The organism is Brevibacillus jepli, assembly GCF_047229145.1.
Taxonomy (GTDB): Bacteria; Bacillota; Bacilli; order Brevibacillales; family Brevibacillaceae; genus Brevibacillus.
Window position 1 is genome coordinate 35,373 of the sequence record NZ_JBFEFW010000004.1, and the last position, 13,398, is coordinate 48,770.

General features: G+C 46.0%; 13 protein-coding genes. 3 read left to right on the forward strand and 10 right to left on the reverse strand.

The window, feature by feature from the left end:
* Position 1 precedes the first annotated feature (1 nt).
* From AB1L17_RS05675 to AB1L17_RS05705, 7 genes are all read right to left on the reverse strand, one after another.
* Positions 2 to 985 carry a DUF6005 family protein gene (locus AB1L17_RS05675; protein ID WP_412843865.1) on the reverse strand — a complete coding sequence of 328 codons (984 nt, stop codon included), beginning with the start codon at positions 983 to 985 and terminating at the stop codon, positions 2 to 4.
* Positions 986 to 1,020: 35 nt separating this feature from the next.
* Positions 1,021 to 1,284: a petrobactin biosynthesis protein AsbD gene (asbD, locus tag AB1L17_RS05680; protein ID WP_412843864.1), complete on the reverse strand. Its 264-nt coding sequence runs from the start codon at positions 1,282 to 1,284 to the stop codon at positions 1,021 to 1,023.
* Entirely contained in the window at positions 1,281 to 2,525 is a 1,245-nt protein-coding gene (locus AB1L17_RS05685) for an AMP-binding protein (protein WP_412843863.1), read from the reverse strand. The genes asbD and AB1L17_RS05685 overlap by 4 nt, the downstream gene beginning before the upstream one ends.
* Positions 2,526 to 2,529: 4 nt before the next feature.
* Positions 2,530 to 4,395, reverse strand: a complete 1,866-nt coding sequence (locus AB1L17_RS05690; protein ID WP_412843862.1) for an IucA/IucC family protein — start codon at positions 4,393 to 4,395, stop codon at positions 2,530 to 2,532.
* A gap of 40 nt (positions 4,396 to 4,435) precedes the next feature.
* The gene (locus AB1L17_RS05695; RefSeq protein WP_412843861.1) at positions 4,436 to 6,241 is read right to left on the reverse strand and encodes an IucA/IucC family protein; all 1,806 of its coding nucleotides are present in this window, start codon (positions 6,239 to 6,241) and stop codon (positions 4,436 to 4,438) included.
* A gap of 287 nt (positions 6,242 to 6,528) precedes the next feature.
* Positions 6,529 to 7,674 carry a WD40 repeat domain-containing protein gene (locus tag AB1L17_RS05700; protein ID WP_412843860.1) on the reverse strand — a complete coding sequence of 382 codons (1,146 nt, stop codon included), beginning with the start codon at positions 7,672 to 7,674 and terminating at the stop codon, positions 6,529 to 6,531.
* Positions 7,675 to 7,788: 114 nt separating this feature from the next.
* Positions 7,789 to 8,916: a D-alanine--D-alanine ligase gene (locus tag AB1L17_RS05705; RefSeq protein WP_412843859.1), complete on the reverse strand. Its 1,128-nt coding sequence runs from the start codon at positions 8,914 to 8,916 to the stop codon at positions 7,789 to 7,791.
* A gap of 233 nt (positions 8,917 to 9,149) precedes the next feature.
* Between AB1L17_RS05705 and AB1L17_RS05710 the strand changes: the two genes are divergently transcribed.
* Entirely contained in the window at positions 9,150 to 9,641 is a 492-nt protein-coding gene (locus tag AB1L17_RS05710; RefSeq protein WP_412843858.1) for a hypothetical protein, read from the forward strand.
* 99 nt (positions 9,642 to 9,740) lie between these two features.
* A complete protein-coding gene (locus AB1L17_RS05715; protein WP_412843857.1) occupies positions 9,741 to 9,929 on the forward strand; it encodes a DUF4177 domain-containing protein in 189 nt (62 codons plus the stop codon).
* A gap of 63 nt (positions 9,930 to 9,992) precedes the next feature.
* On the opposite strand, the gene AB1L17_RS05720 is transcribed toward AB1L17_RS05715, so the two are convergent.
* Positions 9,993 to 11,288, reverse strand: a complete 1,296-nt coding sequence (locus tag AB1L17_RS05720) for a class I SAM-dependent rRNA methyltransferase (RefSeq protein WP_412843856.1) — start codon at positions 11,286 to 11,288, stop codon at positions 9,993 to 9,995.
* A gap of 89 nt (positions 11,289 to 11,377) precedes the next feature.
* Between AB1L17_RS05720 and AB1L17_RS05725 the strand changes: the two genes are divergently transcribed.
* On the forward strand, positions 11,378 to 12,361 hold the full coding sequence (locus AB1L17_RS05725) for a Na/Pi cotransporter family protein (protein WP_412843855.1): 984 nt from the start codon (positions 11,378 to 11,380) through the stop codon (positions 12,359 to 12,361).
* Here AB1L17_RS05725 and AB1L17_RS05730 read toward each other — a convergent pair.
* Together AB1L17_RS05730 and AB1L17_RS05735 are read right to left on the reverse strand one after the other, a co-directional pair.
* Positions 12,327 to 12,992: an LrgB family protein gene (locus AB1L17_RS05730; RefSeq protein ID WP_412843854.1), complete on the reverse strand. Its 666-nt coding sequence runs from the start codon at positions 12,990 to 12,992 to the stop codon at positions 12,327 to 12,329. The two genes, AB1L17_RS05725 and AB1L17_RS05730, sit on opposite strands and share 35 nt — an antisense overlap.
* Positions 12,985 to 13,380, reverse strand: a complete 396-nt coding sequence (locus AB1L17_RS05735; protein WP_412843853.1) for a CidA/LrgA family protein — start codon at positions 13,378 to 13,380, stop codon at positions 12,985 to 12,987. Before AB1L17_RS05735 ends, AB1L17_RS05730 begins: the two co-directional genes overlap by 8 nt.
* Between the last annotated feature and the right edge of the window lie 18 nt (positions 13,381 to 13,398).

The window sequence follows — 13,398 nt, forward strand, 5'->3', positions numbered from 1 at the left end:
TCTACCTCCACCCTTTTTCGTCTACAGTGACGAGACTTTTATCCATTTGGGTCCACAGAACAAACTGACGTTCCAACTCTTTCTTCACTTCAAGCTCAATCTGATCAATCTCTTCTAACGCCTCGATAATCGGAGGTAACAACGCCATGTTTTTCGTCATCGCCATTTTGACAGACAAGTACTGGGCTGTCGTAAACCCTTGGTAGATGTCCTCTACTTTATAGGCGATGCGCAAAAACTCATCACGATGATATTGCAGGTAATCCTGAAGATATTGAAATGCATATTCGTAGCTGTATTTACGGATCGCAATCACCTTAACCTGTGTTACTGCTGGGAGTAACATGTCCAAGTTGTATCCATTGCGCCCCTCTGCCATGTCCGTAATCAATTGCTTCAATTCAAGGGTAAATGGATTATGATCGCGTTTGAGTGTTGCGCAGAAATAGTCGTGGACCATTTCATAGGTTGGTTCCTTAATTTCACTCGCATCCACCATAAAACCGCCGCCAAACGGATTTTCCAAGAAGGCCTTGATCACCGTCTCCTTCTTCACATTGCCTTCCCAGCGAAAATCCGGGTCAAACATAAACCACTCATCTTCGTTCTCCGTCTTTGAGATCATCATAAAATGCGGGAATGGCTTCAAGGCAAATTTATTATCTCGTTCTGGGACCAGCGACATGTCAATCTGAACAAGGACAAACTGATCCTCCGTACGCTGATCAATGCGCTGTAAGAACCTGTCCAGATTGGAGGCTTTATCTTGGGAATGATCATACCATTCCGTTACTTTCGCTCGGAAAAGTCGTTCATATCCCTTGATAATCTCCTCATGGTTATCGATGTAATACGTAACCACACCTTGATCCGTAATCGAATACTCGGCATCCCATATGCCAAAATAATAGGGACGGTAATCAATCTTTGTGAAACGCTTAATCACTTCACACAGGCATGAAATAATGCAATGAACCTTGACCATCTGTATCCCCCACTCGGTGTTTGAATAGACGCTAATTAGCGAACATGCTGCGGTTCCAGCTGCTCAACAAAAGTGAGCAGTGATCCGACCGTCTTGAAGATTCGTGGATCTAACTCATGAGCAGGTACGACCAATTGCAAATCTTCCTCGATATAAACAATCAGTTGCAATAGCATAATCGAATCAATATGTAAATCTTCGTTCAGTCGCATGGACTCCTCTAGCGTGTGGATATGCGATAACTTTAATTTTTCTGTCATGATCAAATGGATTTGCTCTATTCTTTCTTTGCGCGTCATTTGCTGATCGTCTCCATTTCTAATAATCGACGGCTGATTTTTCCTGTTGCTGTCTTAGGAATGCTCGTCACACACTGGATGTCGAATGGAACTTTATAGCCCGGCAAACGATCTTGGCACCACTCCCTGATTTGTTCAGGGGTCGTTCCTCCCTCTGCAATGACCTGCGCTCTCACAATCTCTCCCAGGACTGGATGTCGACCACGATACACGACCGCTTCTTTTGTTTCTCTCATTTTCAATATGACGTCCTCGACCTCTAATGGAAATACTTTTAGGCCAGAGACGTTAATCACATCATCCATTCTAGACACAAATTGAATATGTCCTTCTCCTGTCCAGAAACCTAAATCCTGCGTCGCTATTTCGTTCTGTCCATTCCGAATCATGATTTCCCGGGGTTGTTCTACATTTACTCCTGCTGTCATGGTTACATGAGAGAGCGGAACCCCCAGATCTGTATGCGTCCTCATCTGTTTACTCATACTGACGCACCCCGCCTCAGAGCATCCATATTGTTGCATCAAGATGTCGCTCATGCCTTGCAGCTTCAGAAACAAGCCCTCTGGCATCGGAGCCCCCGATGTCATTAGCCGGTGAAAGCGTACCTGCTCCCGCGTAAAGCTTGTTAAGATGTGATAAAAGATTGGCAGACCATAGACAATATGCTGTGGAGTATCTTGAATCACTTGCAAAGCGAACTTCGGATTTTTGTGAGTCACAATCGAAGGCTTACTTCCCCGTTCCAATGCTGCCAAAACGCCACATATCAATCCATACGAATGTGTCACTGATGCCAACACGATCGGAGTTAACGCTTCCTCTCCCTGAAACAACTGGTTGTAAGCTTGAATTTCTGTTTGGATATCATCCCAGCTTCTCCCGATTAGCTTCGCGTCCCCCGTAGTACCTGAGCTGTATTGGTAGAGCGATGGTTTTTCGCTCTGTTGTTGATCCGAGATAGACAAGAATTGCTCGGTCTCCTGAAAAACAAGCCCGTAACACCTTGCCTTCACTGCCATTTGATAGGCTGTTTCCTTTGGTGTTTCCCCGTGAATTAATAAAACCGAGCCATTATGCTCACGCAAATATTGAACAAGACTAATCACGTCAAGTGGGTCAGCTATGCAGATTGCGTACCTTTTTGCTTCTGGCTGTCGAAAATGATCCATTTCACGGAATCTTTGCTTATGTCTCTCCATGTCATACACTGAAATCTCGTTTTGATTCACAATTAACATGCGATTAACCTCCCACAGCCATGGAATGAAGCCTTTTTTTTGCCTCGAACAAAGGATTGGGAACCTCATGTAAATAATAGTTCTCGTTCGTCGTATATAGTTTTTTCTTGGTTAATTTCTCTACTTGTACGCTCGGAATAAAAAGATCAAATCGCCTAAATCGCTCCGCCAATTCCGGGAATCGTTGCTGGTGAACCTCCAATACCTTAACGGCCGTCTCCCAGAAGTGCTCTTCGGCATATCCGTAATGTTCCTCTAATAACCGAGCTAATTGCCCCAGATTTATCAGAAATAAAGTCTCTAACGTCAAATCTCTGACGGTTGATGTTTCATCCATGTGAAACATCACATTATCTGGCTTCGTTGCGTAATATTCGTGCACTTCCGCGAAGTTCGGGCATTTGTCTGGCTCACTCAAGAACGGTTGGCAGAAAATCAAGTCTTCATGAAAATCCTTCAACGCTACCCTGGTAGGGACACCATCCCGATGCACCAGGATCATATTCTGCGCATGGGATTCCATCGCAATCCCGTGTTTTACAAGTAAATGAACGACCGGCAACACACTGCTTTCCAATAATTGCACCAGCCATTTCTCTAGCCCTTGCTCACGGATCCAACGATCAATGAACGGCACCCCATCCACCTCTACTGCCGCTAATGTGTTATAAGGAACCGCCTCTTCTCCCGCTTCGAGATGTGGGATGAGACTTTCTCTCCACATGCACCCAATGACCCCGAAGGTAACCATTTCGACCAGGTCGGAAGCAGGGGGAGGATCGTATGCCACTGCCGCAAACTCTTGGAGCATAATCACCTTTTGCACATCTCGCAAATACGAGTCTGCATCCGTAATCCCCTTGAGCCACCTCGAAACAATGGGGGCACTCGCCAGTGAATGGGGGGTGAGATGACGTGCAGCTGAGGTATTTACCACGTTGATCGAGAGTTTTAGATACGGTTTATGCGGATTACTTTTGTTCGCAAATGTTCGAATGGATTGTTGTGGACGATGACCATCAGAGCCTACTCCTAGCACAATGATCTCTTTGCGATGAATATCGTCCTGGAATCCAGGCACGACATGATTACGCCACTGCCAAGGATGGACTGGCACGAAGGCATACTGATCCGGATCGCATCCGTGATTGACGATGATTTGCTGAAAAGCCTCTTTTTGCTCCCTGCCTATTTCCTCTATGAGCAGGTCATCAAAATTTCTTCCTTGATCAATGGACACTTGAGAATATTGTTTTTTTACCGCTAACCAAAGAAAATGAACTTCCTGCTTAAATTCAGGACCATATGCATAATGATCCACATACGTAAAGCCAACGCGTGATTTATAACTAGGATGGTAAGGGTGACCGTCCATCAGATCACCTTCCAGCTCATCATACGATTTGCCTTGCATCCGAATATGATTTTGTACGCGATAGTATTGGGACAGTGTATCTTTTAGTAACGTTTGCTCCAGATCATTAGCAAATTGCTTCAGTCTCTGTTCATCTACCGTCTTCATTCGGAACACTTCTACTAAAAAGCGAGTGAGCGAAACGGCTTCTGATTCTTGCAGTATAGCTCCGCTTTCGTCGCAGACAACACGAGTAACGGGTTCCATCCCTAAACGAACGAGCCCAAAACTAGCGCTCCTCCTCCCCCGGCAACGATAGCGAACAGGCTGATCACCCTCATCTAGCCCATGCAGCGTGTAAATTATCTCTTTGCCCTCTTGCAGGGTCTCAGGAATCAAGATTCCCTCGTATATCAAAGACTCTATGCATTGTCGAAACACCCTTCTTCTCACCTGCACGTACTGTGTCGAGTGAAGTGCTTCTTCAATCGTAAAATCTTGCATTGTCAACTCCATAACCTATCCTCCATATCTCTTCGATCTAGATGCTAGTAAACTAGCCAAAAGCATGCAGCCTTGTCTTTTCAGTCTGCTTTACTTTTGCTAAAGGATTATCTATGTAAACAAAAACAGATGCACTCTCTTCTGGTAGGGCTAGTTCATCAAGATCATAGAAGCGCGTGAGCAGATTCGCTTTACACGGAAGCTTTTCGCGCGTGAGCAGATTCTCTAGGAACCTCGACGACTCTCGATTCATAGGTAAAAACTGCGTCAAAATCTCATGCATCTCTTCCAGCAAAATATGTTCATCAATAAGGCCTTCCGTTCCAAATCCATTAATAAGTCCAAACATATGGTTAAAAATCATGTAATAGGTGATTCGCTCATCTACCAGATGGTCTTTGTATATATTCCCGCTCGCTTTGCCTATGCCAGGCAATTCTGCCTCTAATAATTGCTGCGTCGATTCTGAGAAATAGTAGCCTTGATTGTCACGATAATAAAATTGATGGGGGTAGCCGTCTTTTAGAGTGACCACACTATTCTGTTGATGGGCTTCCAGGCCGATTCCGTACGTAAGATAAAGCCATACCATTGGTTTCAATGAAATTTCTGCATATCGCTTGAACCAGTCCAAGCTAACCTCTTCTGGTGTCTTTCCTTTTTGGTGGGCAAGCTGATGAATGATCGTTGCCAGCCTGCTTTTGTATCCAGGCAGTGGATCCTGCACAAGCGCAGCGATTTGTGTGGCCTGCCTGGCATTACTCCCCATAAAGGGATTCTCACGAAGGATCACTTCAAATCCCGTTTCTTCTGCCTGATCCAACGTAATCGTGATATAAGCAGGATCAGAGATAAATCCAAACCCTGGAAACTTGCGAGATACCTCGCCGATCCCGGTTTCAAAAAGCTGGTTCGCCTCTAAACCAATCTCCATTTCATTTAACTTGTTGATCCGTAACGAATTCGTAACTTTAATTGGGACGGAGAGCTTGAGCATATATTTCTTCTTGGGATGGTAAACCGTTCTGAGTGAAGAAGTCGCCATGTACTCCTCACCTGCTGGTCCCAGGTAAAGAAGCAACCCTTTCTCGATAAAGGATTGTACGGCTTCCCGCTCAAGCAACCATTCTGCTTGGAGCGGATGAATCGGTACGATTGAAAAGGAAGGATCAACATCGCCTATCTCAGGAAACTCCCCCTTCAGTAATTGCGTAGCGGATGCTTCTAGTGATGATCTTTCGTACACAATCGACGGATGGGCCGCAAAAAAGTGGAGTTGAAATTTCCCGCAACACTCCGGTGCATACATTGCTTGCTTCGACTCAGGAATTCCTTGCTGACTCTTTGGTGTTGGATGGAACAAATGACCGAATAAAAGTGCCTGCTCTGCTTCAATGAAATTTTGTTCCGCGCCATATAAAATCTCCGGATTACTTTGGCGCGTCCTGATAAATTTCTCAATGCTTTGGCAGCTTTGAATCATACGCAAGACTAATTCATCTGGAACTGCATTTCCCCCATGCTGAAGCGTTAGTTCTTTCGTCAAAAGAACCGCTAATGTCAAATAGTCCGCCTGAACGAAACGAGTACACTCACCACTTCGGTAGCAAGCTGGATAATGAAACAAATGCCTGCCTGTAGGCGAATAATATTTAACACCTACATAGAGAGAAATGCCCTGATGCGGGAGTTCACATTGAAGGTACCTACCAGTCGAGCTCGGCTGTATGATTTTATTAAGATACTTTGTTATTTCGTCTTGACGATTAATCCACTCTCCCCTACTTGTTTCCCGGAGATAACAATTGAGAAAGCTCTGCATCGTTGCATGCTCTGCGATATGTTTGACTACAAACATGTTACCTCTCCTCTTGCTTGAAACTCTTATTTTTTCATCCAAGGATTAGGCATAACTTTGTTAACTGTATATAAATGGTAACGCGTCCCATAGATAATGTAAACGATTCTCATTCTCATTTCAAGCCATAATATTCATCATGTACAGTTAGGAGAGTAGAGCTGACAGAAATTAGTTCCTCCCTCCTACAGAAAAGAAAAAAGATGCCCATTTATCAGCATCTTTTTTCCCATGATTCGTCCATCTGTTCTGCATAAACAAATACTATCTCCCAACGTGCTTACAAGCTAACGTTTTTCATAAAATTCATACGTTTCCCAATTAATCTTGCCCTCACCAAAATCGTAAATATGAGTAGAAGCAAGATCAGCAAAATAAAACGATTTACTATCACCTGCCCACCCAATCAGTTGATAATTGTCCTGATCCATCATGTAGGTGCTCAACAGCCCGGGTTTTACATGATTGCCGAAAGGATTTCCGTATATGTTCGGTTCATTGAAGACGAACATCAACATGTAATTATCTTGGGAACTGGACCAGGTCAAAAGTTGTTCAGCAGCAAACTGATGGCCAATTGGCGACCACAGGATTCTTCGCAGGTTTGCTGTATACTCCTCTTCGTCCTTTAAAAAGTTCTTTTTCCCCGTTTGCAAATCCAGCACATATTCTTCTTGTTCAGTCTTGATATACTGATACTTCATATCGCTGGAGTAAGAGGGGAGAGCGGTCGTTTTGTGATCCTTTTTCATCCCTGTGGGCATGTCCAATTCTTTGGTAGCTTCTTTCGTTAGGTAAAACAGCTTTTTGGAATTAGGCATCCAATAATACTTCTCTTCTAGTGCAGTTTTGTCTTGTCTCCACTCATATTGATCATGCTTTTTGATTTGGAGTGTTGGCAGATGTTGAATGTAGAGATGAGCACTTCCTTTTGAATCAGCAGCTTTTTCGTCTTTGCGGGTAAAAGCCAAGTACTGTTCATCCGGTGAAATCGCAAAATCGAGCACGGGATACTGGGCAATGCCCGGTACGAGTACGGTCTTTTTACCGTCTGTCGTTGTAAGCCTGACGATTCCGTCATTTTCACGGATGTAGAGCATATCCTGCTTGTTTGACCACTTGGCAATGCCCGACATTTGCATCAGCTTTTTCGTCTGAATGTTGTACAGGAAAGGGATTGTCGGATCTTCCTTGCCATACCCGATTCGTTCTCCGTACACAAATCTCCCTGAGGGTGAAATGCTGGCGCGATGAATCAAGGGCATGTTGGTTTGGATTTTTTTCGTCTTTCCATCCGGGGTCGCATGATAAATCGTAACCATCTCTGCCTTGCGTGTATCCGGCTTAGCAGGAGCAGAGGCATTGATCTGCGAAGTGGCAAGGGAGCCTAATAGAGTAAGTAGTAAACATGAGAGCAGTAAGTGTTTTTTCATCAAGATCCTCCCAAAAAGTTATCGATACTTAGACGTGTATGCGAAACATTTGGTTTCCCAATTTTAAACAAAAAGAAAAAAGATGCTAAGTAATCAGCATCTTTTCAAAAATGATTATTCCAGTTCTTCTGCATCGACGACGTTGCGACCTTTATCCGCATGTCTCTCGATGCCTAGCTGCACCAGACGATCGATCAGCTCGCTGTAGCTCACTCCCGCAGCTTGGAAGAGCATTGGATACATGCTAAACGGCGTAAAGCCTGGCATCGTATTTACTTCGTTGATGTACAGCTTATCGTTTTTCTCATCCCAGAAAAAGTCGACACGCGAAAGACCGGAGCCATCGAGTGCTTGGAATGCCTTTTTGGCAATGTCCGCAATCTGTTCTGTTACATGCTCTGGAGCGATGGCAGGAATGGACAGCTCTGTCCCCGCCCCTTTGTACTTGGCTTCATAGTCGTAAAATTCTTTAGCAGCAATCACTTCCCCAACCACAGAAGTCACCAGCTCTTCATTCCCCAGAACGCCAATTTCCAGCTCACGCGCTTGAACGAACTCCTCCACGATCAATCTGCGGTCGAATTTAGCCGCTACGTCTAATGCATGCATGAGCTCCTCACGATTTTTCGCTTTGTTAATCCCTACGCTAGAGCCCATATTCGCCGGTTTGACGAAGCACGGATAGCCGAGTTCACGCTCGATCCGATCCATCACTTCCTCTTGCCCCTTTTCCCACTGCGAACGCAGAAGACCTACATATTTCACTTGTGGCAGACCAACCTGCGCAAAAACAGTCTTCATCATCCATTTATCCATTCCAACAGCGGAAGCCATCACGCCAGTTCCCACGTAAGGGATATTCGCCAGCTCCAACAGTCCCTGAATCGTCCCATCTTCTCCAAACGGTCCATGAACAACAGGGAAAACGACATCCACCTGTTCATTCATCGTAAACACCGATCCTGGTTTGCTCACTGCAACCAGTTTCTTCTCGGTCTCGGTTGCTTCCGTAAAGGATGGTGCTTGAGGTGACAAGCGCAATGCCTCGATTTTATCCGGAAGTTGACCAGCGATGGCCTCTCCTGTCACCCACGTTCCATCCAGTTGAACGTATATAGGCGTTACCTCGTATTTATTTGCATCCACAGCCTTCATAATGGACAGGGCCGTGCGCAATGAAACTTCGTGCTCTGAGGATTTTCCTCCATAAATAATACCCAGTCGAATCTTTTCGTTTCCCATCTGTGCCAAGCTCCTTTCCCCTCCGTATCAAACGGAGAGTCCACCCAGTTTCTTCTCTCTCCTATGCTATGCAAAAGCCCATCATCTGCTCTATTTACCGGGCCGAGCCCGTCATTTAGCATACACAAACCAAACGCCAAAAACAAGTGAAGCAAGTATCACCTGCTCACGTTTTTTCTCATATCATATTAATAAAATTCCTGTCATGGAGCTATTTTTCTGGAGGGATTTCCATGAGAGATTATTTGCTGTACTGCACGTATTGCTCTTCCTACACATTATTGCATAGCTATGACAAGGACACCGGCTTTTTTTTGGGGGAATATTCCCTGCTGCATAATAATTACACCCGAGACCCAATCGTCTTAAACAAATTTCTCCTCGCTCATCTCGGTCACACCATCCGTACCATTCCCTCCCAGACGGATGACTACCGCCATATCATTTGCAATGCCTCGCATTTTTTGGAGGATGATATTGACAAATACGTTGAGGAAAGTCAGCAGCGGGCAAAATTTAGGGAGCGCGATCGAAAAAGCGAACGGGAAATTGGTCTGGTGCAGCTTTATCTCATCGAGCACCTTTTGACCCACGAGCTTCAGAATTTAAGTCAGGCACGAGCTTCTACCCCCGCCGAAGGACAAGTCTTACTAGGCAAAGAATTGGGATTCAAGCAGGCTCTCGATCTCGTCAGACGTATAAAAAATGACAAGCAATTGTCATGAGTACTTATTTCTTAGTTCGAAATGATTTGTATTCTTTTGCAACTCTTTCCCATCATCGCGCGTATAAAAAGAGAGACGATACAAGCGGGGGGAAAGAAAATGTTTGAATACAAATTCGTCCGAGTTGAGCTGTCTTCCTTTCGACGCCAACCAAAAGAAGATTATCAGTCCGTTGTCCACGAGCATGCCAAAGAAGGCTGGCGTTTGGTGCAAATCTTTGCTCCAAGCATCGGAGGCGATGGAATGGCCAAATACTTCGAATTGATTTTTGAAAAACCGAAGTCCTAAACTGAAACAAGCCGAAAAGAAAAACAGCGCCTGCTCATGAACGGACGCTGTTTTTCTTTTTCGCTATTTACGGTCTCTTACTTCAAAGATGGCAAACTTCAAGTAGTGAGCCTCATCAGCGCCACTGATTTGCGGATGATCTTTGCCCGCACCCCGCCATTCAATCAGACGCAATATTTTCTTCGCATCCACTGCTGCCTCTTGAATCGTCTGCAGGAACAGCTCCGGTGACATATGGTACGAGCAAGAAGCTGTAACAAGGAATCCACCGGAACGAACGAGCTTCATCCCGTTCAAGTTAATATCTTTGTAGCCACGGCAGGCGCCTTTCACTGCTCCACGCGATTTCGCGAAAGCTGGCGGGTCCAGAATCACTACATCCCAGCTCTTATCTGCCTCAACATTTTCACGCAAATAATCAAACGCATTCGCAACGACAAAATCAACACGATGCAAGTAGCCATTGAGCGTAATGTTACGCTTCGCCGTTTCAATAGCGTGCTCGGAAATATCGAGTGCCGTCACTTTTTTCGCTCCGTGCTTGCAAGCATTAAGGGTGAAGGAACCAGTGTGCGTAAAGCACTCCAGTACCTCGGCGCCATCCCAAAACGGATTTTTAATCACTTTACCGCGCTTGTCTACAGGCACCTGCTTTGTCTCGCCGTCTATTTCCACATTCGTCAGGGTAATGCCGTGCTTTTCGCCCCAGCCTCTCATCAAAGGAGCGATGGAAGCACGATTCTCACGTTGATCATAGAAAAAGCCGGTCTTTTGCCCTTCGACGATATCTACATAGTATTTCAACCCGTTTTCTTCGATCAAAACCTCACGCGGACAATCTCCGTACAGCACTTCCTTGGCTTGCGTCAGCCCTTCCAGTTCACGAACAGGTACATCATTTCGCAAATAAATTCCGACTGGTGCAAACACCTCTACGAGCGCGTCGCGAATCCAATCGATTCGTTTTTCCATCCCCAATGAGAGAACTTGTACAACCAACGTATCTTCGTAACGATCGACAATTAGTCCTGGCAAAAAGTCCGCTTCCCCGTAAATCACACGGCAAGCACGCGGGTTGTCCACGAATCTCGTCCGGAATTCTGCTGCCTGCTTGATTTTGCCCAAGAAAAAGTCGTAGTTGATCTCTTCCTTTTGGTCATAGCTCAAAATGCGCACGATCATTTGGGAGGCCGGGTTAATGTAGCCCTTCGCCAAAAAATGGCCTTTGTGATTAGTGACTTCGACGATTTCTCCTGGTTCTGCATCCCCTTGAATTTCCAATACCTCTGATTGAAAAACCCACGGATGTCCTACTTCTAGCCGCTTCTTCCGATGTTGATTTAATAGCACACGAGCCATGCAGCTATTCCTCCTCTTGTCATGCTTGCCCTCGTACAGGCATAGCGTTATAGTAACTTGCTAAAAATGGACAGGGAGGAACGTATCTTGTGATAGTCTCCATCCTCGCCCCTTTTACATTCGGGCTCACTTTTTTTCTTTTCGGTATGTACGCCATGCGCTCCGGCTTCCAAAACCTCGCCGGCAAAAAAATGGAAGAATGGATGGGGCGTTTCACACGTACCCCGCTCCACAGCTTCTGGATTGGTCTACTGGCTACCTTTGTGTTGCAAAGCTCCAGTGCGGTAACCGTCCTGACGATTGGGCTGACGAACGCAGGCATCATCCAGTTTACACAAACCGTCGGCATCATCCTGGGAACCAATCTGGGAACGACAGTGACGACCGAGCTCGTTGCGCTCAAGCTCGAGTCCTTTGCCATCCCCATGCTCCTTATCGGAGTGGCTCTATGGCTGATGCCGCGCCGAAACATTCGTTGCATTGGTCTCGTCGTCGCCGGATTCGGACTGATCTTCCTCGGTATCGACACATTGAAAATCATGGCAAAGCCTTTGGAGCAGTCTGAGACGTTTCGTTCACTTTTTCTGGAGAGCAGCCATTCCATCTGGATCGGACTGATTACCGGGATCATTTTCACCGCGCTCATTCATAGCGGTTCAGCTACGACGGTGATCACGATGGGACTACTCAGTCATCAAATTCTTTCGATGGAAACGGCACTCGCCATCGTACTTGGCGCGAACGTCGGAACTTGCTTTACCGCTGTTATCGCTGCTATTGGCACGAATACGGCATCCAAGCAGGTCGCATGGTGCCATACGCTTTTCAACGTTGCAGGAGCGATTGTTTTTTTACCGTTTCTTTCCCAGCTTGCCCTCGTCAGTGCATTTTTAACGGATAGTCCTTCAATGCAGATCGCCCACTCACAAACTATTTTCAATCTCATCTGCTCTTTGGTCGCTCTGCCATTTGTCCCGCAAATTGCCCGCTTCATTCAATGGCTGATCCCGGATAAGCGTCGCCCTACTGATCTCACCTTCAATAAGAAAATGGTATCAGGTAGATGGAAGTAATGACCCCTGCCACGATCATCGCCACACTTGAAGCTGCCGTTTGAACAGGGGACACTCGGTTCAAGCTGGCTGTACCAATGGCGTGTGCACTTGTACCGATGGCAATCCCGATTGCCCAATCATCCTTGATTTTGCCCCATTTGAGAACCGGACGGGCAATCAACACACCGATCATACCTGTCAACGCGGTAAAAAAGGCAGCAAGCGCAGGTTCCCCGCCTATGGAACGACTCAGCTCCAGCGCAATCGGGGTGGTCACGGATTTACTGAGCATACTTTTGTATACGAGCTCATCTGAACCAAAACACCAATGAACCGCCATAACGACGATGATCGCAACTGCACAGCCTGCGCATACACCAAGCAAAACACCGCGCCAAATATGGGCAAACTCCTTGATTTGTTTAGCCAGCGGAATAGCGAGTGCCACCGTTGCGGGACCGAGCCAAAAGGAAATCCATTGGCCCCCGGCAGAAAACGCCTCCCAATCACCGCTAAACGCCCACCACATGATCCAAACCAGGATCACAGCCACCAGAAGAGGCTGCAAACGGTGGAAGCGAGCATGGATCATCGTTGCTCCTTTGTACCCTGCTACAGATACCAAAATGGCAAAAAATTGACTAAGCATCAAGCGTCCTCCTTTCCTGCTGCAAGGACGGCTCTGACTTTTGTTTATGATGCTTCAAATACCATTGCACAACTACACCAGTCACGAGCATGACCAACAATGGTCCGAGAACCATGGATAGCACGATCGGCAAAGGATTCTGGGTAAAAACGTTCAAGTAAGATGCGACTCCGACTATAATCGGTACGAAAAAGAGCAACATATGTCGGATCAGAAAAGTACCCGCTTGTTCCACCCAATCCATCCTTATCCATCCCATACACAGTCCCAGTGTTAGCAGTAGCATTCCCACCAGGTTACCAGGCAAGGGAATATGCAGCCATTTGCTCGCAGCTACGCCGACTCCATAAAAAGCCAACAGGATGATGATTCCTTTAACAAATTTCATTTTGCTAATCTCCTCCCC

What these genes read in the sequence shown, in the direction of transcription:
- AB1L17_RS05685 (WP_412843863.1), bottom strand. Translation starts at nt 2,525, where the DNA reads ATGTTAATTGTGAATCAAAACGAGATTTCAGTGTATGACATGGAGAGA.
- asbD (WP_412843864.1), bottom strand. Translation starts at nt 1,284, where the DNA reads ATGACGCGCAAAGAAAGAATAGAGCAAATCCATTTGATCATGACAGAA.
- AB1L17_RS05730 (WP_412843854.1), bottom strand. Translation starts at nt 12,992, where the DNA reads ATGCTTAGTCAATTTTTTGCCATTTTGGTATCTGTAGCAGGGTACAAA.
- AB1L17_RS05735 (WP_412843853.1), bottom strand. Translation starts at nt 13,380, where the DNA reads ATGAAATTTGTTAAAGGAATCATCATCCTGTTGGCTTTTTATGGAGTC.
- AB1L17_RS05695 (WP_412843861.1), bottom strand. Translation starts at nt 6,241, where the DNA reads ATGTTTGTAGTCAAACATATCGCAGAGCATGCAACGATGCAGAGCTTT.
- AB1L17_RS05675 (WP_412843865.1), bottom strand. Translation starts at nt 985, where the DNA reads ATGGTCAAGGTTCATTGCATTATTTCATGCCTGTGTGAAGTGATTAAG.
- AB1L17_RS05715 (WP_412843857.1), top strand. Translation starts at nt 9,741, where the DNA reads ATGTTTGAATACAAATTCGTCCGAGTTGAGCTGTCTTCCTTTCGACGC.
- AB1L17_RS05700 (WP_412843860.1), bottom strand. Translation starts at nt 7,674, where the DNA reads ATGAAAAAACACTTACTGCTCTCATGTTTACTACTTACTCTATTAGGC.
- AB1L17_RS05720 (WP_412843856.1), bottom strand. Translation starts at nt 11,288, where the DNA reads ATGGCTCGTGTGCTATTAAATCAACATCGGAAGAAGCGGCTAGAAGTA.
- AB1L17_RS05705 (WP_412843859.1), bottom strand. Translation starts at nt 8,916, where the DNA reads ATGGGAAACGAAAAGATTCGACTGGGTATTATTTATGGAGGAAAATCC.
- AB1L17_RS05690 (WP_412843862.1), bottom strand. Translation starts at nt 4,395, where the DNA reads ATGGAGTTGACAATGCAAGATTTTACGATTGAAGAAGCACTTCACTCG.
- AB1L17_RS05710 (WP_412843858.1), top strand. Translation starts at nt 9,150, where the DNA reads ATGAGAGATTATTTGCTGTACTGCACGTATTGCTCTTCCTACACATTA.